This is a genomic window from Streptomyces sp. NPDC054047 (assembly GCF_055585065.1).
On sequence record NZ_JBVJKV010000009.1, the window covers coordinates 208,135 to 231,803 of the forward strand.

Annotated in this window: 21 protein-coding genes; 9 read left to right on the top strand and 12 right to left on the bottom strand. The window is 72.1% G+C overall.

Annotated features, from left to right (window positions below):
• Positions 1 to 47: 47 nt before the first annotated feature.
• A complete protein-coding gene (locus ACZ6ZP_RS29620) occupies positions 48 to 236 on the bottom strand; it encodes a DUF5703 family protein (protein WP_055544534.1) in 189 nt (62 codons plus the stop codon).
• 47 nt (positions 237 to 283) lie between these two features.
• Here ACZ6ZP_RS29620 and ACZ6ZP_RS29625 point away from each other — a divergent pair, with 47 nt between their 5' ends.
• The gene (locus ACZ6ZP_RS29625) at positions 284 to 1,060 is read left to right on the top strand and encodes a hypothetical protein (protein ID WP_399980602.1); all 777 of its coding nucleotides are present in this window, start codon (positions 284 to 286) and stop codon (positions 1,058 to 1,060) included.
• Positions 1,061 to 1,162: 102 nt separating this feature from the next.
• Here the strand turns inward: ACZ6ZP_RS29625 and ACZ6ZP_RS29630 are convergent, their stop codons facing one another.
• On the bottom strand, positions 1,163 to 3,517 hold the full coding sequence (locus tag ACZ6ZP_RS29630; protein WP_469409006.1) for a helix-hairpin-helix domain-containing protein: 2,355 nt from the start codon (positions 3,515 to 3,517) through the stop codon (positions 1,163 to 1,165).
• On the bottom strand, positions 3,514 to 4,494 hold the full coding sequence (locus ACZ6ZP_RS29635; protein WP_351165048.1) for an aldo/keto reductase: 981 nt from the start codon (positions 4,492 to 4,494) through the stop codon (positions 3,514 to 3,516). Before ACZ6ZP_RS29635 ends, ACZ6ZP_RS29630 begins: the two co-directional genes overlap by 4 nt.
• A gap of 164 nt (positions 4,495 to 4,658) precedes the next feature.
• Here ACZ6ZP_RS29635 and ACZ6ZP_RS29640 point away from each other — a divergent pair, with 164 nt between their 5' ends.
• Both ACZ6ZP_RS29640 and ACZ6ZP_RS29645 read left to right on the top strand, forming a co-directional pair.
• Positions 4,659 to 5,708 carry an LLM class F420-dependent oxidoreductase gene (locus ACZ6ZP_RS29640; RefSeq protein WP_351165047.1) on the top strand — a complete coding sequence of 350 codons (1,050 nt, stop codon included), beginning with the start codon at positions 4,659 to 4,661 and terminating at the stop codon, positions 5,706 to 5,708.
• Positions 5,709 to 5,931: 223 nt separating this feature from the next.
• A complete protein-coding gene (locus tag ACZ6ZP_RS29645; protein ID WP_361463062.1) occupies positions 5,932 to 6,720 on the top strand; it encodes a ferritin-like domain-containing protein in 789 nt (262 codons plus the stop codon).
• A gap of 15 nt (positions 6,721 to 6,735) precedes the next feature.
• On the opposite strand, the gene corA is transcribed toward ACZ6ZP_RS29645, so the two are convergent.
• Entirely contained in the window at positions 6,736 to 7,734 is a 999-nt protein-coding gene (corA, locus tag ACZ6ZP_RS29650; protein WP_361463407.1) for a magnesium/cobalt transporter CorA, read from the bottom strand.
• A 62-nt stretch (positions 7,735 to 7,796) separates the two neighbouring features.
• On the opposite strand from corA, the gene ACZ6ZP_RS29655 reads away from it, so the two are divergent.
• The 5 genes from ACZ6ZP_RS29655 to ACZ6ZP_RS29675 all read left to right on the top strand — a co-directional run bounded on the left by ACZ6ZP_RS29655 (position 7,797) and on the right by ACZ6ZP_RS29675 (position 14,635).
• Positions 7,797 to 8,483, top strand: coding sequence for a histidine phosphatase family protein (locus ACZ6ZP_RS29655; RefSeq protein WP_351165045.1), 687 nt, complete (start codon positions 7,797 to 7,799; stop codon positions 8,481 to 8,483).
• Positions 8,484 to 8,564: 81 nt separating this feature from the next.
• Positions 8,565 to 9,155 (top strand): DUF3090 domain-containing protein, encoded by a 591-nt coding sequence (locus tag ACZ6ZP_RS29660; protein WP_351165044.1) that lies wholly within the window; start codon positions 8,565 to 8,567, stop codon positions 9,153 to 9,155.
• On the top strand, positions 9,119 to 9,985 hold the full coding sequence (locus tag ACZ6ZP_RS29665) for an SCO1664 family protein (RefSeq protein ID WP_469409009.1): 867 nt from the start codon (positions 9,119 to 9,121) through the stop codon (positions 9,983 to 9,985). The genes ACZ6ZP_RS29660 and ACZ6ZP_RS29665 overlap by 37 nt, the downstream gene beginning before the upstream one ends.
• Before the next feature lie 264 nt (positions 9,986 to 10,249).
• On the top strand, positions 10,250 to 11,479 hold the full coding sequence (gene mshC, locus ACZ6ZP_RS29670) for a cysteine--1-D-myo-inosityl 2-amino-2-deoxy-alpha-D-glucopyranoside ligase (protein WP_351165042.1): 1,230 nt from the start codon (positions 10,250 to 10,252) through the stop codon (positions 11,477 to 11,479).
• 93 nt (positions 11,480 to 11,572) lie between these two features.
• A complete protein-coding gene (locus ACZ6ZP_RS29675; protein WP_469409010.1) occupies positions 11,573 to 14,635 on the top strand; it encodes an NPCBM/NEW2 domain-containing protein in 3,063 nt (1,020 codons plus the stop codon).
• 90 nt (positions 14,636 to 14,725) lie between these two features.
• On the opposite strand, the gene ACZ6ZP_RS29680 is transcribed toward ACZ6ZP_RS29675, so the two are convergent.
• The 4 genes from ACZ6ZP_RS29680 to ACZ6ZP_RS29695 all read right to left on the bottom strand — a co-directional run bounded on the left by ACZ6ZP_RS29680 (position 14,726) and on the right by ACZ6ZP_RS29695 (position 19,374).
• On the bottom strand, positions 14,726 to 15,376 hold the full coding sequence (locus ACZ6ZP_RS29680; RefSeq protein WP_351165040.1) for a hypothetical protein: 651 nt from the start codon (positions 15,374 to 15,376) through the stop codon (positions 14,726 to 14,728).
• Positions 15,377 to 15,409: 33 nt separating this feature from the next.
• Positions 15,410 to 17,218 carry a S8 family peptidase gene (locus ACZ6ZP_RS29685; RefSeq protein WP_351165039.1) on the bottom strand — a complete coding sequence of 603 codons (1,809 nt, stop codon included), beginning with the start codon at positions 17,216 to 17,218 and terminating at the stop codon, positions 15,410 to 15,412.
• A gap of 282 nt (positions 17,219 to 17,500) precedes the next feature.
• Positions 17,501 to 18,562, bottom strand: coding sequence for a PAC2 family protein (locus tag ACZ6ZP_RS29690; protein WP_351165038.1), 1,062 nt, complete (start codon positions 18,560 to 18,562; stop codon positions 17,501 to 17,503).
• A 140-nt stretch (positions 18,563 to 18,702) separates the two neighbouring features.
• Positions 18,703 to 19,374, bottom strand: a complete 672-nt coding sequence (locus ACZ6ZP_RS29695; RefSeq protein ID WP_351165037.1) for a FadR/GntR family transcriptional regulator — start codon at positions 19,372 to 19,374, stop codon at positions 18,703 to 18,705.
• A 167-nt stretch (positions 19,375 to 19,541) separates the two neighbouring features.
• Here ACZ6ZP_RS29695 and ACZ6ZP_RS29700 point away from each other — a divergent pair, with 167 nt between their 5' ends.
• Complete coding sequence (locus ACZ6ZP_RS29700; RefSeq protein ID WP_351165036.1) at positions 19,542 to 20,084, top strand: MarR family winged helix-turn-helix transcriptional regulator; 543 nt, start codon at positions 19,542 to 19,544, stop codon at positions 20,082 to 20,084.
• A gap of 4 nt (positions 20,085 to 20,088) precedes the next feature.
• On the opposite strand, the gene ACZ6ZP_RS29705 is transcribed toward ACZ6ZP_RS29700, so the two are convergent.
• The 4 genes from ACZ6ZP_RS29705 to ACZ6ZP_RS29720 form a co-directional block, all read right to left on the bottom strand.
• Positions 20,089 to 21,108: a Rieske 2Fe-2S domain-containing protein gene (locus tag ACZ6ZP_RS29705; protein WP_469409012.1), complete on the bottom strand. Its 1,020-nt coding sequence runs from the start codon at positions 21,106 to 21,108 to the stop codon at positions 20,089 to 20,091.
• Positions 21,109 to 21,113: 5 nt separating this feature from the next.
• On the bottom strand, positions 21,114 to 21,338 hold the full coding sequence (locus tag ACZ6ZP_RS29710; RefSeq protein ID WP_469409014.1) for a recombinase-like helix-turn-helix domain-containing protein: 225 nt from the start codon (positions 21,336 to 21,338) through the stop codon (positions 21,114 to 21,116).
• Between the two features lie 49 nt (positions 21,339 to 21,387).
• Positions 21,388 to 22,323, bottom strand: coding sequence for a PDR/VanB family oxidoreductase (locus ACZ6ZP_RS29715; RefSeq protein ID WP_469409015.1), 936 nt, complete (start codon positions 22,321 to 22,323; stop codon positions 21,388 to 21,390).
• A 13-nt stretch (positions 22,324 to 22,336) separates the two neighbouring features.
• A partial coding sequence (locus tag ACZ6ZP_RS29720) for a thiamine pyrophosphate-dependent enzyme (RefSeq protein ID WP_469409016.1) occupies positions 22,337 to 23,669 on the bottom strand: 1,333 nt, incomplete at its 5' end.

Consider the following 23,669-nt stretch of genomic DNA (forward strand, 5'->3'; position numbering starts at 1 on the left):
AGGGTGTCCCCACTGGTCGGGGCACCCTCCATTCTCGCTGTCCCACATCACCAAGTGGCCCGCAGCTGGCGGATGATCCGCCGCTTCAGCCGCACCCTGCGGCTGCCGTCCGAGTGCAGGCTCAGGCGGTCCAACTCCCAGTGTCCGTACTCTGCGTGGTCCGTCAGCAGGCGCGTTGCTTCCTTGCGGGTGACCCCGCGCGGCACATACACGTCGACAAATTCGTATTCCGGCATCGCATCTATTGTGCAAGTACAGGCCCGGTACGGATAGCGTCTGCACTATGTCTGATGCTGCGCAGCCCACCGCTGCCGAGGTACGCGCCGCCGCCGAGGCGGTCAAGACCGCGCTCGACCGTCACCTTGCCGCGGTCGAACGCAGGTCGGGGGAGGACGACCCGGCCGTCTATGAAGCGTTCAACGAGCTCGCCGCGGCGGCCGAGGAGTACGACGAGCTCCTCTACGACCGCTATGACGAGGTCACCCCCTTCGAGATCCCCGGCTCGGACAGCGACGTGCTGCCGCCGTACCAGGGCCCGGAGGAGGCGAACGCGCTGAGCGTGCTGATCCGCAGGGACTACGCCGTGGCGGAGCCGCAGCGGCTGCTCGCACAGGCCCAGCGGGTCGCGGACCTCGACGAGGGCGCGGCGGGCGACAGCCCCGCCGCGGCGGCGGGCAGCAGTGTGCACGCCGCGCTCGGCGTCCTCTTCGGGGAGTTCGAACCGGACGAGATCGCCTCGCGGCACAAGGAGTTCGGCCTCGAGGAGGGCGACTCCACGCTCTGGGTCACCGCGGCGGACGAGCCCGCCGAGCCGGGGGAGTGGCTCGACGCCCCCTTCGACCAGGCGGACCCGCACCGGGTCGTGTGCCGGTTCGACGTCAGCGCGGTCTTCGACGACGACCCGGACGACGAGGGGGCCGATGCCGACGCCGACGTCCGTCTCCGTGTCGATCCCGACGCCGTGGCGGTCCTTGAGGAACTCGACGAGCTCGACGAGGTGGACGAGGTGGACGCCCTCGACGTCGACGACGACAGGAGCCCCCTGGACGCGGACCGCTGATCCCGCGGGCGCGCGCGTCGCGGCCCTTCCGGGCGGTGCGCCGCCGCTTCCGGGGGCCGGTGGTCGAGGCGGCCACCCGGAAGCGCGGGTTGGTCCCTCGGCTCAGGACGTGGCGGGGACCTGGGGGCGCAGGAGGGTCTGCAGGCGCGTCGTGCGGGCCTTCGGGGGGATCTCCGCCACCGCGCGCGGCAGCGCCTGCTCGGCGCCCTGGACGACCGACAGGTGCCGCTCGCCGCGGCTGAACGCGGTGTAGACCCAGGGCCTGCTCAGGGCCGCCGTCGCGTCGCCGGGCAGCACCACGACCGCCGCGGGCCAGCTCAGCCCCACGGCCTGGTGCGCGGTGAGCGCCCAGGCGTGCCGCACCGTCTGCTCCACCTGCTCCTTCGGTACGACCACGGGGGCGCCGTCGCACTCCAGGCGCAGCCCCTCCGCGTCGGCCCCCAGGACCCGGCCGAGCGTCGTGCGACCCGGCGCCGGGACGTGGGCGACGCGGTCGCCGGGGTCGAAGCCGCCGAACCGGCCGGGGCCGGGGTTCAGCCGCTCCTTGAGCGCGGTGTTCAACGCGCGCGTGCCCGCGGCGCCGCCGTGCCCGGGAGTGATGACCTGGGTGTCCTGCGTGGGCACCCCGATCGCCCGGGGCACCGAGTCCGCCACGAGCTGCACCGTGCGGTGGACGGCCTCGCCCGCGTCCCGCACGGGGACGATCACGACTTCCTTGCCCGGCGCCTCGACCTGGTTCAGCTCGCCGATGCCGATGCCGGAGACCAGCTCCCCGATGGGCCCGGGGTCCGGGACGCGCGAGACGACCTGCGGGCAGCAGCGCGCCGCGAGGAGATCCGCGAAGACCCGTCCGGGGCCCGCCGACCACAGCACGCCCGGGTCGCCGCTCAGCACCAGGCGGGCGCCGTCCGGCAGGGACTCCACCAGCATGGCGGCGCTCTCCACGTCCAGCTGCGGCGCGTCCAGGACCACCAGGAGGTCGAGGGCGAGCGCTCCGTCCCGGTCCCGCCCGGGGCCCTCCGCCCCCGAGAGCAGCCCTGCCACGGTGGCGGCGCCCGCCTCCTCGGCGCCGGTGAGCCCGGCGACGCGCTGGCGCCCCGCGGAGCTGTGCGTGGCCGCCCACGCCCGCAGGCCGAGGCCGGCCGCGGCCGCCACCAGCGCGGCGGGCTCGGCGCGTGCCGCCTCGCCGCCGGTGTGCAGGACGAGTCCGTGGCCGGCCGCCGCGCGGATCAGCTCGGCGGTGGAGCCGGCGGCCCCGGCCGCGGCGGACTCCCAGTCGGCGGCCCGCGGTCCCGAACCCTCTTCCTTGGGCAGGGAGTTGATCACCCGGGCCAGCCCGTCGGCGAGGCTCTCCTCCGCGAGGGCGTACTGCTCGAGGCCGACCAGGACGCGGACCGGCACCTCGGCCTCCTCGCCCTCGCCGTCGGCCTCTTCCCGCACGGGGGCCGGAGCTCCCGGTGTCTCGATGGCGTCCTGGAAGACCAGGATGTCGCCCTCTGCGATGGCGCTCTGCACCGCCGCGTCCGGATCGGGCACGGAACGCTGGCCGAGCGCGGCGGTGAGCGCCGCCGCGTCCAGGGCCGTGTGCCCCGCGACGGCCGCCTGCTCCAGGAGCCAGGCGGTGATCGCGCGCCCCCTGCGCTCGTCGTCGGGCCGGCACTCCGCGCCGAGCAGCGCCCGCGCGAACCCGTCGGCCTGCTCCGTGCGCACACCGCTGACCCGCAGCAACTGCCAGGGGTCGTCTCGCAGTTGGGCATCGGCGCCTTCACCGAGCGCCGCCGCCGTCCGCGCGGCGAGGGCGGCGGGCGCCCCTCCCTCGGCGAGCACCGCCGCGACCGCTGCCACGGCTTCGTCGCCGGGTCCCGAAGCGGCCGCCGCGACGGGCTGCGGGCGCCGCACGGGCTCGGGCGCCGCCCTGCGCGGTGCGGGCTCGGGCTCGCGGAAGGCGCTGACGGCCGGCTTCTCGCCGCTCTCCACCGCGCGCACGGCGGCCAGCAGGTCGGCGGCCGTGCCGCTGAGCTTGGCCCCGGCGTCGACCGGGCCCTGCTTGGCGGCCTTGCGCTCGGCGATCCGGGCGAGCAGCTCCCGCTGGGCGGCGATCTCCGCCTCGGTCTCCGAGAGTTCCTTGCTCTCGGCGGTGGCGTCAGAAGCAGTGGCGTCTGAAGCGGTGGCGTCTGAAGCGGTGGCGTCTGAAGCGGTGGCGTCTGAAGCGGTGGCGTCAGGCACAGGGGCATCAGGATCGGCGGAGGTGTCTGTGTCGGCGACGGCAGCGGTGGCAGCGGCGTCGGCGTCGTCAGGTACGTCGGCCACGGTGTCCGCGTCGTCCGCTCCGTCGGAACCGGCGGTGGCAGTGTCGGGTTCGGCCGCGCCCTCGGTCTCGGGCGCCTCCGCCCCGGTCTCCTCCGCGGCAGCGGCCTCCGCTTCCTCCGCGGCAGCGGTTTCCGGCTCCGTACTCACAGCGTGCTCCAGTCCTGATCGGGGTAGCGGTGCACGGGCGCCGACACGTCGTCGAGCGCCTGGCAGATCTCGTCAGGAAGACTAAGGGTCTCCACTGACAATGCGGCCGTGAGCTGCTGCGCGTTGCGCGCGCCGACGATCGGCGCGGTCACTCCGGGGCGGTCGCGCACCCACGCGAGGGCGACGTGGAGAGGCGTGGCCGCGAGGCCGTCCGCGGCCGTGGCGAGCGCGTCGACGATGCGGCTCGCCGCCTCGTCCAGGTAGGGCGCGACGAACGGCGCCAGATGCTCGGAGCCGCCGCGCGAGTCGGCCGGGGTGGAGTGGCGGTACTTCCCGGTGAGCACGCCGCGGCCGAGCGGCGACGAGGGCAGCAGGCCCACGCCCAGGTCCATCGCCGCGGGCAGCAGCTCCCGCTCGACGCCACGCTGCAGCAGGGAGTACTCCATCTGCGTACTGGCCAGGCGGGTGCGCGTCCCCGGCGCCGCGAGCTGCCAGGTCGCGGCCTTGGCGAGCTGCCAGCCGGAGAAGTTCGAGATGCCCGCGTACCGTGCCCGGCCGCTGCTCACGGCTATGTCCAGGGCCTGGAGCGTCTCGTCCAGGGGTGTCCAGGGGTCGAAGGCGTGCAGCTGCCACAGATCCACGTACTCCGTGCCCAGGCGGGCCAGGGACGCGTCGAGCGCGGAGAGGAGGTGACCGCGCGAGCCGTCGAAGCGGCGGTCGGGGTCGGGCACGCTGCCCGCCTTCGTCGCGATGACCAGATCGCGCCGCGGCACGAGCCTTTCTATGAGACGGCCGAGCAGATACTCCGCCTCGCCGTCGCCGTACACATCGGCCGTGTCGACGAGGTTGCCACCGGCTTCCCAGAACACCTTCAACAGATCGGCGGCATCGCTCTCCTGGGTGTGGCCCCAGGTGAGGGTGCCGAGTCCGATCCGGGACACGCGAAGGCCGGTACGGCCGAGATGCCTCTGCTCCATGGGCGCTGAGATTACTGGCCGTGCTCCAGCGGCGTGAGGGGCTGTGGACAAACCTGTGTCCGTGGACAACCCGGCCACCCGTCCGCCCGCCGCTGACGGCGCGCGGGGCCACGCGCTACAGTCCCCGGCACAGGGACGTTACTGCTCAGTAAGGGGATTCGGCCATGCAGCTCGGGATCAACCTCGGCTACTGGGGCGCGGGGATGGACGCGGACAACCTCGCCGTCGCCAAGGAGGCCGACAAGCTCGGCTACGCGGTCTGCTGGGCCGCGGAGGCCTACGGCTCGGACGCCGCGACGGTGCTGTCCTGGGTGGCCGCGCAGACCGAACGCATCGACATCGGGTCCGCGATCTTCCAGATCCCGGCCCGGCAGCCCGCGATGACCGCCATGACGGCCGCCACGCTCGACTCGCTCTCCGGCGGGCGCTTCCGCCTGGGTCTCGGCGTCTCCGGACCGCAGGTCTCCGAGGGCTGGTACGGCGTCAAGTTCGACAAGCCGCTGGCCCGCACCCGCGAGTACGTCGAGATCGTCCGCAAGGCGATGACGCGCGAGCGCCTCAGCTACGAGGGCGAGCACTGGACGCTCCCGCTGCCGGAAGGACCGGGCAAGCCCATCAAGCTCACCGTCCACCCGCAGCGCGAGCACATCCCGCTGTACGTCGCCGCGATCGGCCCCAAGAACCTGGAGCAGACCGGCGAGATCGCCGACGGCGCCCTGCTGATCTTCCCCTCGGCCGAGCACCTGGAGGAGACGGCGATCCGCCACCTGCGCGCGGGGCGCGAGAAGGCGGGCAAGACGATGGAGGGCTTCGACGTCGTCCCGACGGTGCCGCTCGCGGTGGGCGACGACGTCAGCGCCCTCGCGGACATGTTCCGCCCGTACACCGCCCTCTACGTGGGCGGCATGGGCAGCCGCAAGCAGAACTTCTACAACCAGCTCGCCCAGCGCATGGGGTACGAGAAGGAAGCCGCCGAGATCCAGGACAAGTACCTGTCCGGCGACAAGGAGGGCGCCGCGGCCGCCGTGCCGCGCGAGCTGATCGACTCGACGACGCTCCTCGGCTCCGTGGACCGGATCGCCGAGCGGATGCAGGCCTACGCGGCCGCCGGGGTCACCACGCTCACGCTGGCGCCCGCCGGCTTCACGCTGGAGGAGCGGATCGCGGCCCTGCGCGCGGGCACGCAGGCGCTGGAGCGCGCTGGACTGGCGTAACCCGGAGGGAGAAGTTCTGCGGCCGTGGTGGGGGCTCGGGGGTCTTCCCCGCCACGGCCGTCATGGAGCACAACGCGTCGTGCGGCCCCTCGGTTACGGCCCCGTCCGGGGTCAAACCTCCTTCGTTTGGCGGAGCTGCCACCGGCAGCTGTTGCCACACCCGCGCCACGGCATTTGACTTGTTCTTTGCGGAGTTCGCGCGGAGGGCATGGAGGTGCCAGTGATGCTTTCGGCCAGGAGTGTCTTCGAGGAGATCCTCGACAACGACGAGTCGTTCCAGCTCTTCTGTTCCATCGCGGCCAGCGGGGAGTCGCAGGGCGGCTGGGAGAACGGGCGCATCGCCGCGCTCCTCCCCGACGGCCAGCGCGCCCTCACGTCCAAGGTGACCCGGCACGGCGCCGACGAGGACAAGCACGGACGGATCTTCAACGCCCTTCTGAAGAAGCGCGGCCTCGAGCCCGTCCCGGTCCCTCCCGAGACCGACTACACCATGCTCCTGGAGCGGCAGGGCATCGGCCTCGCGCACGAGAAGCTGCGCCGCGAGGAGCCGCTGACCGAGCGGGACGTCGTCGTCTACCTCTCGCACAGCCGCGTCACCGAACAGCGCGCCGCCGACCAGATGGACATGCTCGTCACGTACTTCGGCGACCACCCCGAGGTCGGCAAGGCCATCAGGATGATCTGCCACGACGAGGACAACCACCTGGCGTACTGCCACGAGGAGTTGCTGCGCCTGGCGGCCGCCGGCCACGGGCGGACGATCCTGGACACCCTGCACGAGTGCGCCCGCGCCGAGACCCGTGTGTACCGGGACGTGAGCATCGCCGTGATGGGCCACATGGGCCGCATCCTGGGCTGGCCCAAGCCCAAGTCCGCGGCGCTCGCCTCGGGCGTCAACGCCATCTACGCGTACGAGCGGTTCGGCGGCTGGCGGCGGATGGTGTCCCTGAAGATGCCCGAACGGCGCGACGCGCTCGGCGGGCCCGCCACATCGGCGGCCGGACTCGCCTGACCCGCGCCCCGCCCGCTAGAGCCAGCCGCGGCGCTTGAACAGCCGGTACAGGAAGACCTCGAGCGCGACCATCAGCAGGATCACGGCCGGGTAGGACCACTCCCAGTGCAGCTCGGGCATGTGGTCGAAGTTCATGCCGTAGACCCCCGCGATCATCGTGGGGACCGCCGCCATGGCCGCCCACGCCGAGATCTTCCGCATGTCGTCGTTCTGCCGCACGCTCATCTGCGCCAGATGCGCCGAGAGGATGTCGGACACCAGGCGGTCGAGGCTGTCCACCCAGTCGTTCACGCGCGTCAGATGGTCGCTGACGTCCCGGAAGAACGGCTGGGCCGTGTCCTTCACGAAGGGCACGTCGGGCGCGAAAGGGCCCGCTCCGGAGAGGCGCATCATGGGCATCGCCAACGGTCCCGTGGCCCGGCGGAACTCGACGATCTGCCGCTTGAACCGGTAGATCCGCGACGCCGTGTTGCGGCTGCCGCCACTGTCGGGCGAGAAGACCTCCGCCTCCAGCTCCTCCAGGTCGGTCTGCAGCTCGCCCGCGACGTCCAGGTAGTGGTCCACCGTGGCGTCGGCCACCGCGTACAGGACGGACGTCGGACCGTGCATGAGCATCTCGGGCTCGGCCTCCATGCGATGGCGTACGACACCGAGGGGCGAGCCCTCGCCGTGCCTGACCGTCACCACGAACGCGTCGCCGATGAAGACCATGACCTCGCCCGACGAGACGGCGTCGCTGTCCGGCTCGTACACGACCGGCTTCAGGACCACGAAGAGCGAGTCGTCGAACACCTCCAGCTTGGGCCGCTGATGCGCCTTCAAGGCGTCCTCCACGGCCAGTGGATGCAGCCCGAACTCGCTGCTGACCTCGTCGAACTCCGCCTCCGTCGGTTCGTAGAGGCCCACCCAGACGAAGGCGTCCCCCGAGGCCCGGGCCTCGCCCAGGGCGTCCGAGAAATCCGCCTCGCACTCGGTCCGGCGTCCGTCCCTGTACATCGCGCAGTCCACGATCACGGAGCGCATTCTTCCTAACCTCTGCCCGGGGCGCACCCCGTCGGCCGCTTAGGCTGGCCCGCATGCCCACGCTGATCCTCGTCCGGCACGGACGATCCACCGCCAACACCGCGGGTCTGCTCGCCGGGTGGACCCCCGGCGTGGCCCTGGACGAGCGCGGCGCCGCACAGGCCGCCGCGCTCCCCGGACGCCTCGCGGACCTGCCGCTCGCCGAAGTCGTCACGAGCCCGCTGCAGCGCTGCCAGGAGACCGTCGCGCCGCTGCTCGCCGCCCGGCCGGAGCTTCGGGCGCACACCGAGGACCGCATCGGGGAGTGCGACTACGGAGACTGGTCGGGCCGCAAGCTGGCCGAGCTGTCCGACGAGCCGCTCATGGAGGTCGTACAGCAGCATCCGTCGGCGGCGGCCTTCCCCGGCGGTGAGTCCATGCGGGCCATGCAGACGCGGGCCGCCGAGGCGGTACGCGAGTGGAACGCGCGCGTGGAGCGCGACCACGGCCCCGACGCGGTGTACCTGATGTGCTCGCACGGCGACATCATCAAGTCCCTTGTCGCGGACGCCATCGGACTCCACCTGGACCTCTTCCAGCGCATCTCCGTGGAGCCCTGCTCCGTCACCGCCATCCGTTTCACACGGCTGCGGCCCTTCCTCGTGCGCCTGGGGGACACCGGGGACTTCGGTTCGCTGGCGCCCCGTGCGGAGGCGCCGGGCAGCGACGCGGCGGTGGGTGGCGATGCGGGAGCACCGTGATCGTCGCCCGCAGTAGGGTGCAGTGGTCGCGCCGAACAGGCGCAAATGATCAATCGCAGTCGATCCCAATGGAGACAGGACGTGTCGCGTCAGGTGTTCCTCTACGACCCGCCGGAACGCTTCGTGGCCGGAACGGTCGGGCTCCCCGGACGGCGGACCTTCTTCCTCCAGGCATCCGCCGGAGTGCGGGTGACCAGCGTCGCCCTGGAGAAGACCCAGGTGGCCGCGCTCGCCGAACGCATGGAAGAGCTGCTCGACGAGGTCGTGCGCCGCAGTGGCGGCAATGCTCCCGTCCCCGTCGTCGCACCCAGCGAGGTCAGTGACAGCGCGCCCCTCGACTCGCCCGTCGAGGAGGAGTTCCGCGTCGGCACGATGGCGCTCGCCTGGGACGGCGACGAGGAGCGGATGATCGTCGAGGCACAGGCTCTGGTCGAGCTGGAAGCCGAATCCGACGAGGATCTCGCCGAGGCCGAAGAAAGGCTTCTGCAGGACGACGAGAACGGGCCGCCGATGCTGCGCGTCCGGCTCACCGGGGCGCAGGCGCGCGCGTTCGCCAAGCGCGCCCTCGACGTCGTGAACGCGGGGCGGCCGCCGTGCCCGCTGTGCAGCCTCCCGCTCGACCCGGAAGGACACGTATGCCCGCGGCAGAACGGATACCGGCGGGGCGCGTGAGTGCCTCCGGCGTGGACGCGTCCACCGGTGTCGTGGACCTGCTGACCCGGGGCGAGCTGACCGTCCGCGGGCGGATCCGCGAGGCCTCGAACGCGGTGCTCTACTGCACCGTCGCGTACGAGGGCCAGGAGGCCGCCTGCGTGTACAAGCCGGTCGCCGGGGAGCGCCCCCTGTGGGATTTCCCCGACGGGACGCTCGCGCAGCGCGAGGTGGCCGCCTACGAGGTCTCCGAGGCGACGGGATGGGGTCTGGTCCCGCCGACCGTGCTGCGGGACGGGCCGCACGGCGAGGGCATGTGCCAGCTGTGGATCGAGGGCTCGGAATCGGACCCGGAGTCCTCCGAGGACGGCGGGGAGCTGCTGGCCCTCGTCGAGGGCGCGGAGCCCGGTGACGGCTGGAAGGCGATCGGCTTCGCGGACGTGGGGGAGGGGCGGACCGCGCTTCTCGTGCACGCGGACGACGAGCGGTTGCGGCGGCTTTCGGTGCTCGACGCCGTGATCAACAACGCGGATCGCAAGGGTGGGCATCTGCTGACCGAGGGCGGGCGCCTGTACGGGATCGACCACGGGGTCACGTTCAATGCCGAGGACAAGCTGCGGACGCTGCTGTGGGGGTGGGCGGGGGAGCCGCTTTCCGCCGAGGCGGTGGCGGTGCTCGAGTCCCTGCGGGACGGTCTTGGCGGGGGCATGCCGCTCGCCCTGCGGCTGGGGGAGCTGATCACCGGGGCCGAGGTGGACGCGCTGCGCGCGCGGGTCGCTGCGCTGCTGGCTTCCGGGAAGCATCCCGTGCCCGGCGGGGAGTGGCCTGCCATTCCGTGGCCGCCGGTGTAGGCGTTGCCCGGCCGGGCGCTGCGTGTACCGCCCGGTTCATCGGTGCCCCCGCGGCTCCCGCGTTGTGCCCACCCTTCCCCGGGCTCTCGGCTTCGCTCGAACAGGGCAGACCCCCCTCGAACAGGGCAGACCCCCCATCGCCCTTGCGGAACGCCCGCCCACAGCGGGGGGCGGCTGGAGGAGCGGCGGCGCGATTGCGCCGCTCTGAGGCGTCTGAGGCAGCCCCACTCGTATACGGACGCTCCGTCCGGTTAGGCTCAGGGCATGCATGCCTGGCCCGCTTCTGAGGTCCCCGCCCTGCCTGGCAAGGGCCGCGACCTCCGGATCCACGACACCGCGACCGGCGGTCTTGTCACCCTTGACCCCGGTCCCGTCGCCCGTATCTACGTCTGCGGCATCACTCCGTACGACGCCACCCACATGGGTCACGCGGCGACCTACAACGCGTTCGACCTCGTGCAGCGCGTGTGGCTCGACAACAAGCGGCAGGTTCATTACGTCCAGAACGTGACCGACGTGGACGACCCGCTCCTGGAACGCGCCATCCGCGACGGAAAGGACTGGGTCGAGCTCGCCGAGGGCGAGACCGCCCTGTTCCGCGAGGACATGACCGCCCTGCGACTGCTCCCGCCGCAGCACTACATCGGAGCCGTCGAGGCGATACCCGGCATCGTGCCGCTCGTCGAACGGCTCCGGGACATGGGCGCCGCCTACGAGCTGGAGGGCGACGTCTACTTCTCCGTGGAGTCCGACCCCCACTTCGGTGAGGTGTCCGGGCTCGACGCCGCCGCGATGAAGCTGCTCTCCGCCGAGCGCGGCGGCGACCCGGACCGGCCGGGCAAGAAGGACCCGCTCGACCCGATGCTCTGGATGGCGGCCCGCGAGGGCGAGCCGAGCTGGGACGGTGCCTCGCTCGGCCAAGGGCGCCCCGGCTGGCACATCGAGTGTGTCGCCATCGCCCTCGACCACCTGGGGATGGGCTTCGACGTGCAGGGCGGCGGCTCCGACCTCGCCTTCCCGCACCACGAGATGGGCGCCTCGCACGCCCAGGCGCTCACCGGCGAGCACCCCTTCGCCAAGGCGTACGTGCACGCCGGCATGGTCGCCCTGGACGGCGCGAAGATGTCCAAGTCCAAGGGCAACCTCGTCTTCGTGTCGAAGCTGCGGCGGGACGGGACCGACCCGGCCGCCATCCGCCTCGCGCTGCTCGCGCACCACTACCGCGCGGACTGGGAGTGGACGGACGCCGTCCTGACCGAGGCCGTGGAGCGCCTCGGCCGGTGGCGTGCCGCCGTCTCGCGTCCCGACGGACCCTGTGCCGACGCCCTCGTCGAGGAAATGCGCGACGCCCTCGCGAACGACCTGGACGCTCCGGCGGCGCTCGCCGCCGTGGACCGCTGGGCCGCCCGCCAGGACGCCGAGGGAGGCACGGAAGAGGGCGCCCCCGGCGTCGTGTCCCGTGCCGTCGACGCGCTGCTCGGCGTGGCGCTGTAGTCACCGTCCACCGAATGGGCCGCTCCGGAAATCCAGGAGCGGCCCATCAAAGTCCATGGCCCCGGAGCCCGTTGAGGCGCTAGACCTCCGGCCATGAGATCACCCACCCGCTTCAGACGGGCGGCCGTCGCCGCCGCCCTGCTCGGGCTCCTCGCCGTGTTCGCCGGTCCCGGTGGCGGCGCGGCGCAGGCCGCCGACGAGACCGCGACCACGGTCGGGGACGTCACCGGCTTCGCCGCCGACGGCTCCGTCTACCGCCTCACCGCGGGCGAGGCCGAGGCCCGCGTCAGTTTCGTCTCGAAGGAGACGTTCCGGCTCGAACTCGCCCCCGACGGCGAGTTCACCGACCCCACCGGCAAGGACATCGTCCTGCCCCAGGGTTCTCCGCCCCGGACGACCTGGGCCGACAAGGGCGACCGCTACGAACTGAGCACCTCCCAGGTGACCCTGCGCGCCTACAAGTCGCCGCTGCGCTTCGCCCTCTACCGCTCCGACGGAACCCAGATCTGGGCCGAGTCCAAGGGCCTGAGCTGGACGAAGGACGCCACCACCCAGAGCCTGGCCCGCGGCGCCGACGAGCAGTACTACGGCGCCGGAATGCAGAACGGGCGCGGCAACACCTCGCACCGCGGCAAGAAGGTCGAGGTGAGCGTCGACTACAACTGGGACGACGGCGGACACCCCAACTCCGTCCCGTTCTACCTGTCTTCCGAGGGCTACGGAGTCTTCCGGAACACGTACGCGCCCAACACCTATGACTTCGCCGAGCCGGTGACGGCCACCGCCAAGGAACAGCGCTTCGACGCCTACTACTTCGCGGGCCGCGGCGGCGACGCCGCCAAGGACGTCATAGGCCAGTACACGAAGCTCACCGGCAAGCCCTTTCTGCCGCCCCTCTACGGGTTGGAGATCGGCGACGCGGACTGCTACCTCCACAACGCCAACCAGGGCGAGCGGCACACCCTGGACTCCCTGAAGGTCGCCGACGAGTATCTGAAGCACGACATGCCCAACGGCTGGATGCTCGTCAACGACGGCTACGGCTGCGGCTACGAAGACCTCGCCGAGACCGCCAAGGGCCTCCAGGACCGCGACATGCAGATGGGCCTGTGGACCGAGGACGGCCTCGACAAGATCGCCGAGCAGGTCAAGGCGGGCCAGCGCGTGGCCAAGCTGGACGTCGCCTGGGTCGGCGACGGCTACAAGAAGGCGCTCGACGGCTGCAAGGACGCCTACAAGGGCATCGAGGACAACAGCGACGCCCGCGGCTTCACCTGGGCCCCCGAGAGCTGGTCGGGCGCCCAGCGCTGCGGGGTGCAGTGGTCGGGCGACCAGAGCGGCAGCTGGGAGTACATCCGCTGGCAGATCCCCACGTACGCGGGCGCGACCATGTCCGGCCTCGCCTACACGACCGGTGACGTGGACGGCATCTTCGGCGGCAGCGCCAAGACGTACGTACGTGATCTGCAGTGGAAGTCGTTCCTGCCGGTCACGATGACGATGGACGGCTGGGCCGCCACCGACAAGCAGCCCTTCCGCCACGGCGAGCCCTACACCTCCGTCAACCGCAAGTACCTGAAGCTGCACGAGTCGCTGCTGCCCTACCTCTACTCGCACGGCCACGAGGCGACGAAGACGGGCGTCGGCGCCGTGCGCCCGCTGGCCCTCGAATACCCCGACGACCCGAAGGCCGCCACCGACGCCGCCAAGTACGAGTTCCTGACGGGCGAGGACTTCCTCGTCGCGCCCGTCTACAAGGACACGACCGTGCGGGACGGCATCTATCTGCCCAAGGGGACGTGGACCGACTACTGGAGCGGCCGCACGTACCAGGGCCCGACGACCGTCGACGGCTACAGCGCGCCCCTCGACACCCTGCCGCTCTTCGTCAAGGGCGGCGCCACCGTGCCGATGTGGCCCGGCGGCATCAGGTCGTACAAGGACCGCACGGCCGACTCCCCGCTCGCCTGGGACATCTACCCGCGGGGCAGGTCCTCCTTCGAGCTGTACGAGGACGACGGCGAGAGCAGGCAGCACCGCGCCGGCAAGTACGCCACCCAGCGCGCCGACGTCGAAGCGCCCCGCTCCGGCGCGGGCGACGTGCGGGTGCGGATCGGCGCGAGCAAGGGGGAGTTCAGCGGCAAGCAGGCCGAGCGGCCGTACGCGTTCACGCTGCACACCGGTGACGCGCCGAGCCGCGTGGAGCTGAGCGGCGACAGGCTGCCGCAGCTCACCTCGAAGGACGCGTACGAGAAGGCGGCCCAGGGCTGGTTCTACGACCGGGACGACCGGGGCGGTGTCGTCAAGGTGAAGACGGCCGCGCTCCGCACGGACCGTGCCTTCGAGCTCGAACTCGACGACACCAGCGCGGTCGGCGGCGCCGTGCCCGGCGCGGGCGCCGCGCTGAGCGCCCCCGCGGGACAGGAACTCGGCGCGGGAGCGGCGGGCAAGGTCGCCGTCGACGTCACGGCGGGGACGCGGGACGCCACCGGCGTCGACGTCACCCTGGACGTGCCGGACGGCTGGAGCGCGGGCACCGCCCACGCCGACCGCGTGAAGGCGGGCACCACGCGCCGCGTCGAGGTCGCCGTCACCCCGCCCAAGGACGCCACCCCGGGCGAGCAGCCGCTGACCGTCAGGGCCCGCCACCACGCGGCGGGCCAGGACCGCACGGCCACCCAGCGGATCGCGGTCGCCGTCATGCCTCCGGCGCCGACGGCCGACACCTGGGCCGGCGACATGGTGTGGCTCAAGTCGACGAACGGCTACGGTCCCGCCGAACGCGACCGCAGCAACGGTGAGTCGGGCGCCGCCGACGGCCACCCGCTGACCCTCGCGGGAAAGACGTACGAGAAGGGGATCGGCACCCACGCCGACTCCGCGATCGAGGTCTACACGGGAGGCCGGTGCTCGAAGCTCACCGCCGACGTGGGCATCGACGACGAGATCAACGGCTACGGAGAGGTGGCCTTCTCGGTCGAGGCCGACGGGAAGGTGCTGTGGACCTCGCCCCGGGTGACGGGCGCGTCGGCGACCGTGCCGGTGGACGTCGACGTGAGCGGGGCGCGGCACGTGGAGCTGAAGGTGACCGACACCAACGGCTCCAAGAGCGGGGACCACGGCGACTGGGCAGCGGCGAGATTCAGCTGCGCGTAGGCGCGCGGTCCGGTCTCCGGCAGGGAGCGCCGCCGGGCGGGAAGGACTCCGCCCGGCGGCGCCGTCTCTGTTCACCTCACGCGGTGACCGTCACTTCGTGACCACGACGGCCAGGAGGTAGGCGGGGTTGTTGGTGTCGTAGTAGCCGTACACCCGCTGGCCGAAGGCGAAGGCCTCCTGGACCAGGTCGTGGGTCTGCGGGTTGGGGTTGATGAACGCCCGCCAGGCGTCGTCCACGTGCAGATAGAGCACCGACGCCTGGCCGGGCAGCGGCTGGACGACGTCCCAGAACGTCGTCGCGATGTTCGAGGCGATCGCCTGTGTGGAGATCTGGGGCGCCTGGGCCTGCGGGACCTGCTCCTGGCCGAACTCCTGAAGGAGCTGCTGGAACGGCTGCTGCTGGCCGAGCTGCTGGAGCTCCTGGCGCAGGTGCGGCGGGAGCTGCTGCATGGACTGCTGACCCGGGCCACCCTGCTGCCCCTGCATGCCCGGCTGCCCTTGCGTGCCCGGCTGCCCCTGCATGCCCGACTGCCCCTGCATGCTCTGCATGCCCTGCTGGCGCTGCCCGAAGTGCTGCTGCTGCCCGAACGGCTGCTGCTGTTGCTGGCCGAACGGCTGCTGGTGCTGCTGCTGGCCGAACTGCTGCGGAGGGGCCGTGCTCGGACCCTGCTGCTGGCCCTGTTGCTGCCCTTGCTGCTGGCCCTGCTGCTGCATGGGACTCATGTACGGGGTGGTGCTCATGCGGGTGCCACCTTCCGTTGGTGTTGTGATGCCTCAGCCCGTGACGACCAGGCCGACGACCTCGTCGTCCGAGAACCAGACGCGTACGTCGGGATGCCCGCCCGCGAAGGCGGCGTGCACCGCCTGGCGGATGTCGGGCGACGGGTCGTTCAGGTTGCGCCACTCCCCGGCGACGAACAGCCTCAGGCGTGGCGGGAGCTCGGGGGGATAGGGGAGCAGCTCGTCCCAGTAGCGTTCGGCGCGGCCCGAGCCCACCGCCGACGGCAGCAGGTTCGTGACCGCCGACTTGATGTCGGGGCGGTTGCCGATCCGCTGCGAGGCCGGGCGCCCCGGTGCGTCCTGCTGCGGCGAGCCCGTCGAGCGCAGCATCGTACGCGCCCGGGCCGGCGTCATCAGCTGCTGTCCGGCGGCCTTCAGCATGCCCTGCAGACAGGCCAGGGCGCCGACGACCACCGGTGAGGCGGACGAGGTGCCGGAGAACGTGTCGGTGTACCAGGCGATCTCGTCGGCGCCGCCCTGCAGATCACCGGGCTGGTTCCAGGAGCCGCCGGTCGTGGTGGTCTCGCGGCCCCAGCCCTGCGCGTCCACGCGGGCGCCGTAGTTGGAGAACGCCAGGCGCGAGCGGTCCGGGCCGTGATCGCGGCCGTGCGTGCCGGGCGGCGGCGCGCCCGCGCCGACCAGGACGGCGCCCGATGGCCGGTTGGAGGGGTTGAAGGGGTTGCGCCACCACGCGGGGAACTCGTCGGGCCTGCGCTCGTAGACCGCGTCGTCCAGGGACTCCGCGCCGTTGCCCGCCGCGGCGACGACGATGACGCCCTTGGCGGAGGCGTACCGGATCGCCGCGTAGTCGTCGGGCCACCACTCCAGGGCGATGTAGCCCCGCTGGTCGTCGCGCGGCTCGAAGTCGAACCGCGGTCCGGGCCGGTGCAGTTCGATCAGCACGATGTCGCCGGGGCCGAGCCGGTCCGCCGCCGCGTGGATGGTGGCCGCGGTGCCGAGGGGCTGGAAGGAGGCCGCCGCGGTCATCGCCTCGGGCGCGATGCCGGTGATGCCCATCTGGTTGCGGTCGCCGCCGATCACGCCGATCACCGCGGTGCCGTGGTTGCGCCAGGCCACGTCCTGGATGGGGGTGCCGATGACCACGCCGGCGAGCTTGCCGGTCAGGTCCTCGTGGCCCAGCTGCCAGGCGCCCTCGATGTCGATCACCGTGACGCCCTCGCCCGAGCCGCCGAGCCGCTGCCACGCCCACTGGGCGTCGACGCCCTCGGGCGCCGGGCGCAGATAGCCCTGGCGGCCGGTGAAGTCGGGGGTGACGGGGGCGCCTTCCTTGCGGCGCCCGGACTCGCCGATGTCGGGCGCCCCCGACTGGCCGAACTGGCCCGGCCGGCGCTGGGGCGGAGGCTGTGGCCGGTCCGTCGAGCCGAGCGACGCCGGTACGGCGCCCGGCTTGACGTACGCCGTGTCGATCCCCGGCAGCGCCGCCATCCGCGAGCGCAGCTCCTGCGCCCTGCTCTCGCCGCCGCGCACGCGGTAGAACAGCGCCAGGTCCGGTACGTCGTTGCCCTCGCCGTCGTCGATGTGCTGCCGGCCCGCGGAGTGCAGGCGCTCCTCGTTGCCGAACAGCGGCTCCAGGGCGAGCTGTTCGTCGGTGAGGAACATGTTCAGGGCCGATACGTCGGAGCCCGCCGCCGAGCGCACGCCCTCGGCCTGGGCCCGCAGCCGGGCCTCGGGCCGTGCGACGACGATCAGCTCCTGCTCGGACGCCCGGTAGGTGAATCCCGCTCCGTCAGGTCCCGGGCCGCTGGCTCCCGGGCCCCCTGCCGGCTCTGCCTGGTCGGTCATCGCTCACCGCTCCCTTCGGTCCTTCAGGTAGCCGTGCTGTGCGCTGTGGCCGCGCATTCCGGGGCACACCCTGCTACCGCCGCGCGCGGCCGTCCACCCCCTTTGCCCCAACTGGGTTTGAAATCAAGGCGATCAGGGAAACCCGTGCAATTCGTCCGGAAGGCGATGTCACGGCTCAATCCGGCCATACGGCGGCCGCACGTCGGCCATGCGCCGGCCACCCACCGAACGAAGTGGGGCGGCACCCTTGCGGATGCCGCCCCACTTCACTTGACGCTCTGGTCAGTCCTCGGAGGAATCAGAGGGTCCGGATTCGCCGGTGCTCTCTTCGTCCGCTTCGGATGCCGGTCCCTGACTCGATCCCGATCCCGATCCCGATCCGGGTTCCGGTTCCGCGCGCGGCTGCGGCTTCGGCGGCCTGGTGCGGTCGCCGGAGCTGTCGCGCAGGTAGGGGGCCGCATCGCCGCCCTCCGTGGCATGGCCGCCGGGCTGCGGAGGACCGCCGCCGTCGCGCCGCCGCAGGTAGCGCTCGAACTCGCGGGCGATCGCCTCGCCGGTCGCCTCCGGCAGCTCGGCCGTGTCCCGGGCCTCCTCGAGGGACTGGACGTACTCGGCGACCTCGCTGTCCTCGGCCGCGAGCTGGTCCACGCCCACCTGCCAGGCGCGCGCGTCCTCGGCGAGATCGCCCAGCGGGATCCGCAGGCCGATGAGGTCTTCGAGGCGGTTCAGGAGAGCCAGCGTGGCCTTCGGGTTCGGCGGCTGCGAGACGTAGTGCGGCACGGCCGCCCACAGGCTCACCGCGGGGACGCCCGCGTGCGTGCACGCCTCCTGGAGGATGCCGACGATGCCCGTCGGACCCTCGTACTTCGTCTCCTCCAGGTCCATGGTGCGGGCCAGGTCCGCGTCGGAGGTGACGCCGCTGACCGGGACGGGCCGGGTGTGCGGGGTGTCGCCGAGCAGCGCGCCCAGGATGACCACGAGCTCCACGCCGAGCTCGTGGGCGAAGCCCAGGATCTCGTTGCAGAACGACCGCCAGCGCATCGACGGCTCGATCCCGCGCACCAGCACGAGGTCACGAGGCTTGTCGCCGCCCACGCGGATCACCGAGAGCCGGGTCGTCGGCCAGGTGATCTTGCGGACGCCGCCTTCCAGGAAGACGGTGGGGCGGTTCACCTGGAAGTCGTAGTAGTCCTCGGCGTCCAGCGCCGCGAAAACCTCGCCCTTCCACTCCTTGTCGAGATGCGCGACCGCGGTGGAGGCGGCGTCGCCGGCGTCGTTCCAGCCCTCGAACGCGGCCACCATGACCGGGTCGACCAGCTCGGGTACCCCCTCGAGCTCGATCACCCAGGCCTCCTTCCGATGTCCTTTACGTACGCCCCAACCTTACGGCGTCCAGCGGTGCCCTCCGCAGCCCCCTTGCGCGGGCCGCGATGACCGGATCACTGCCCCGCCGGAGGCCCGCGCACTCCCGCCGCGGCCGTGCTTCACAGCGTCGTGCGCAGCCACTGCTCCACGCTCGCGATGTGCACCGTCGCCCACGACCTGGCCGCCTCGGCGTCGCGGTCGCGCAGCGCGGTGAGGATCGCGCGGTGCTCGTGCAGGGTGCGGCTGACGGCGTCCTCCTGGGTGAGGCCGCGCCAGATGCGGGCCCGGGTGGTGGGCCCGGAGAGGCCGTCGAGCAGCGAGCAGAGCACCGAGTTGCCGGACGACTGCACGATGCCGCGGTGGAACTCCAGGTCGCAGGCGACCAGCTCCTCCACCGAGGGCGCCGCTCCCAGGGCGTCCAACTGCGAGGTCAGCACGTCGAGTTCGGCCTCGGTGATGTGGGCGCTGGCCATCGCCGTTGCGGCCGGCTCCAGGATGCGGCGCACCGCCAGGAACTCCAGGACCGTGTCGTCGCGGTGGAAGTCGACGACGAAGCTCAGGGCTTCGAGCAGCAGCTGCGGGTCCAGGCTGGTGACGTACGTACCGTCGCCCTGACGTACGTCGAGGATGCGGATCAGTGAGAGGGCGCGCACCGCCTCGCGCAGCGAGTTGCGTGAAAGGCCCAGGTCGGCGGCGAGTTCACTCTCTTTGGGCAGCCGGTCGCCGGGGCGCAGCGCACCGGAGACGATCATGCCCTTGATCTTTTCGATGGCTTCGTCGGTGACAGCCATGGGGACCTCGCCTCACAAGACAGAAGACATCCGATGTATCGGATGATTATGGCGTGTCCCTGGGCTGTCGCGCACGTGGGTCCGGCGAATACGTACTTCTCTCAGGGCTAAGATTTCCCCTACTGACCGAACTGACCGCGGTACGGGCGAGAGGGAGGCTACGGCAGATGGCCGGGAAGAAGTCGGCGGGGGCCCAGCGCGACGCGGTCGCATCGATCATCGAGGACTGGGCGAGAGAGCGGCCGGAGCTGGACACAGCGCCTCTTGAGGTCCTCGCGCGGCTGCACCGGACCTTCCTGCGCTACAACACCAGGCTCACCACCGCGATCGAGCGGCACGGCCTCGCCGTCGCCGGATTCGACGTGCTGACCGCGCTGCGCAGGGCGGGGGCGCCCTACCGGCTCACGGCCGGCCAGCTCGCCGACTCCGGTCTCGTCTCGTCGGCCGGGGTGACGCTGCGCATCGACCGTCTGGAGAAGGACGGCCTGATCGTGCGCGAGCGCGACGCGGAGGACCGCCGCGTCGTCTACTCACGGCTCACCGAGACGGGCCTCGCCAAGATCGACGAGGTGTTCGTCGAGCATCTCGACAACGAACGCCGGATGCTCGACGGACTCTCCCCGGCCGAATGCCGCCAGCTGGCCCGTCTGATGTCCAAGCTGGAGCGGTCCATCACCGACTCCGACGCACCGCACGAGCCGGAGGCCTGACCGGTCACGCACCGGTGGCCTGGGCCTCCGCCTCCGCGCGGTACATCCGGCGCAGCCGGACCACGCCCAGGTCGTGCTGGTAGAGGTTCTCGCGCTGGTCGGCGTCGGCGGGCATCGCCTCCAGCATCACCCTGTCCTGCTCGAGGACCTGCCAGTGGCGCTCCTCGATGAGGGTCTTGTAGAGGAAGCGCCAGGTGTCGCGCTGCCACCCCTGGACGCGGCGGTAGCGCCAGAAGAAGACGCCGGTGCGGTTCTCGTCCACCGGGCAGACCATGCCGACGATCCCGAACGGGCCGCCGGGGCCGGCCGAAGGCGGATACGGAATGGTCAGGTCCACCCAGTCCACGCCGGTGCGGCACAGCTCGACCCAGTCGAAGTTGACGCCCCGCTGGTCGGTCTTCTCGAAGAAGTAGCCGCGCTCCGTCTCCCTGATGCGGAACTTGGCGGTGGTGTCGCCGTCGTACATCGTGTGCGACTCGTGGTGCAGGAACGCGCCGTGCATCGGGTCGAGGAGGTTCTCCACCGCGAACCGCCAGGGGCCGTTCCACTCCGCGTAGCAGAGGATCGCGTCGACGTCGGGGTCGGTGAGCGGCTCGGGAAGGGTGAGGTCGGCCGGTTCCGGGTGTTTCTCGTCGCCGAAGTACGCGAGAATCGCGCCGCCGATCTCCTGGACGGGCAGCGATGTGACGAGTTTCTTGCCCTCCAGGTTGCAGCCGGGCAGGCCCGGTACGGAGGAGACGGTGCCGTCGGTCTCGACCTCCACGCCGTGGTACCAGCAGGCCACCCGGTCACCGAGGTGTTTCCCCAGGGAGAGGGGCGCGCCGCGGTGCGGGCAGCGGTCGGCGAGCATCGACAGGGCGCCGTCCGAGCGGCGGAAGAGCAGCCACTGCTCGCCCAGCGCGGTGACCTTGCGCATGGCGCCGGGGGCGACGAAGTCCGAGGGGACGACGGGGTGCCACTGGTTGCGCAGGCCGGTGGCGTAGATGTGGTCGGCGGAAGCGGTGGGGCCGGCAAGGGTGGTCATCGGGGTCACGCTCCCAGTCGGTTCATCTCGGCACGGAAGGACTCTTCGGTCCACGGGGCGCCGTCGGGCGCGTGGACCTGACGGCTGTTCAAGCCGCGAACGACGTCGGAGAGTTCATGGCCCTCCTTGGTGAAGACGTCTTCGAGGGTGGCGGCGAGCTTGTACTCGTAAGGGGTCGGCTCGTGCGTCCGGGACTGGTGGACGTCCAGGTAGGGCCAGGTGGTGGTCACTGTTGCCTCCGGTGGGGAAACACGGATCGGGGAATCACGGGGCGAGGAATCACAGATCGAGGACGAGGCGGCCGGACGCGCAGCGCGAGACGCAGATCATCATCGAGGTGTTGGCGGCGTGCTCGGCCTCGCTGAGCAGGAAGTCGCGGTGGTCGGGCGTGCCGTCCAGTACGCGGGTCTCGCAGCTGCCGCAGATGCCTTCCTGGCAGGAGCTGTCGACGCTCAGGCCCGCGGCCTCGGCGGCCTGAAGGATGGACGTGTCGGGGCCGATGGAGAGCGTGCGGCCCGAGGCGCGGCACTCCACCTCGAACGCGGAGTCGTCCCCGGCCCGCTCCACGACGGGCGCGGCGAACCGCTCCACGCGCAGCCGGTCCGCCGGACAGAGCGCCTCCACGGCGGCGAGCAGCGGCTCGGGGCCACAGCAGTACACGAGCGTGCCCTCGGGCAGCCCGCCGAGCGCGGCGGCCAGGTCGATGTGCCCGTGCTCGTCCTGCGGCACGACGGTCAAGTCGCCTTCCAGAGCGGCTAGTTCGTCGGTGAACGCCATGGAACCCCGGTTACGGCCGCCGTACACCATCCGCCAGTCCGCCCCGCGCCGTGCGGCCTCGCGGGCCATGGCGAGGAGCGGGGTGACGCCGATGCCGCCCGCGACGAAGAGATATCCGGGCGCTTCCTCCAGTGCGAAGTGGTTGCGCGGCTCGGACGCGGTGACCGTCTGTCCGGGGCGCAGCTTGGTGTGCACGTGCCGTGAACCGCCGCGCGACGCGGCCTCGTTGAGGACGCCGATGCGATACGTGCACAGGTTCCGCGGGTCGCCGCAGAGGCTGTACTGGCGTACGTGCCCGCCCGTGTGGAGGTCGAGGTGCGCGCCGGGCTTCCAGGCGGGCAGTGGCTTGCCGTCCGGGTGGGCGAGCTCGACGGAGAGGACTCCGTCCGCCTCCCAGGTCATGCGGCGCACCAGCAGGGTGAGTTCGCTCTCGCTCATGGTGGGGTCCTCCTCACTGGCCGGGGATCTTGACGGGCGGGGTGAACGGGTTCTTCATCGGCCCGAGGCGGGCCAGGTCGACCTCGACGAGGGTCGGTCCGGCGGAGGCCACGGCGTGACTGATCACGGGCTGCGCGTGCTCCTCGGCGGCGATCCTGGCGTAGGCCAACCCGCAGGCCCTGGCGAGGAGTTCGAAGTCGGGCGTGGCGAGGTCCACGCCCGAGCGCCGCTCGCTGTAGCGGTCCTGCATGTTGCGGAGCACTCCGTACCCGCCGTCGTTGAAGACGATCAGGGTCAGCCGGGGCCGCTCCTGGGCGAGCGTGAGGAGCTCCCCCAGGTGGACGGCGAGCCCGCCGTCCCCCGCGAGGACGACGGTGGGCGCGTCGGGCCGCGCGAGCGCCGCGCCGATGCCCATGCCCAGGCCCTGTCCGATGCCGCCGCCGCGCGGGAAGACGTTGTCGCGGGGGTCGTACATCTCCAGGAGCCGGTTGCCCCAGCTGCTGGACGGGATGGTCACGTCGCGGGCGACGACCGCCTCACGGGGCAGCGCGGCACGGATGGCGTCGCAGATCGCGGCCTGGGGGCCGATGTTGTCGTGCAGGGTGGCGCGGACGTCCTCGCGGACGGCGGCGACCCGCCGCGTCCAGCTCTCGTCGGCACGGCGCGCGTGCGGCAGCAGGGCGGCGAGCACGTCCGGCGCGTGCCCGTGCAGGGCGTGCCGCGCCGGGTACACGCGGCCGAGTGCCTCGGCGTCGATGTCGACCTGGACGTGCGCCTCGGGGAGCGCGAGACCGTAGTCGGCGGTCTCGTTGGACCGGAAGTGCGTGCCGATGGTCAGGAGCAGGTCGGCGTCCGCCAGGAGCGACCGGACGGCCGGGGTGGTGGCGAAGTTCCCGATGACCTGCGGGTGGTCCTCGGGCACGGAACCCCGGCCGGAGTTGGAGCTGAGCAGCCCGGCGCCGGTGGCGTGCAGCAGCTCGGCCAGCTCGGCTCCGGCACGGGTGGCGCCGCCGCCCGCCCAGACGAGGGGGCGCCGGGCGGTGCCCAGGAGGGCCTGGGCGGCGGCGAGTTCGCCTTCGGTGGGCCGGGGGAGGCCGGGGCGCCGTGCCCCGGACGGCGCAGGTGCGGTGGCCGGTCTGCCGCCCGGGCCCTCGGCCGCGTCGGCGACGGCCGGTGCGGCGACGGTCGGCTCGCCCGCTGCCTCCACCAGCCCTGCGCCCGCCGAGCCGGTTGAGCCTGCCGGGTATGCGTCCGTCGAGTTGGTTGAGGCGGTCGGGTCGGTGGCCGTCAGGTGGGTTGAGCTTGCCGGGTATGCGTCCGTCGAGTTGGTTGAGGCGGTCGGGTCG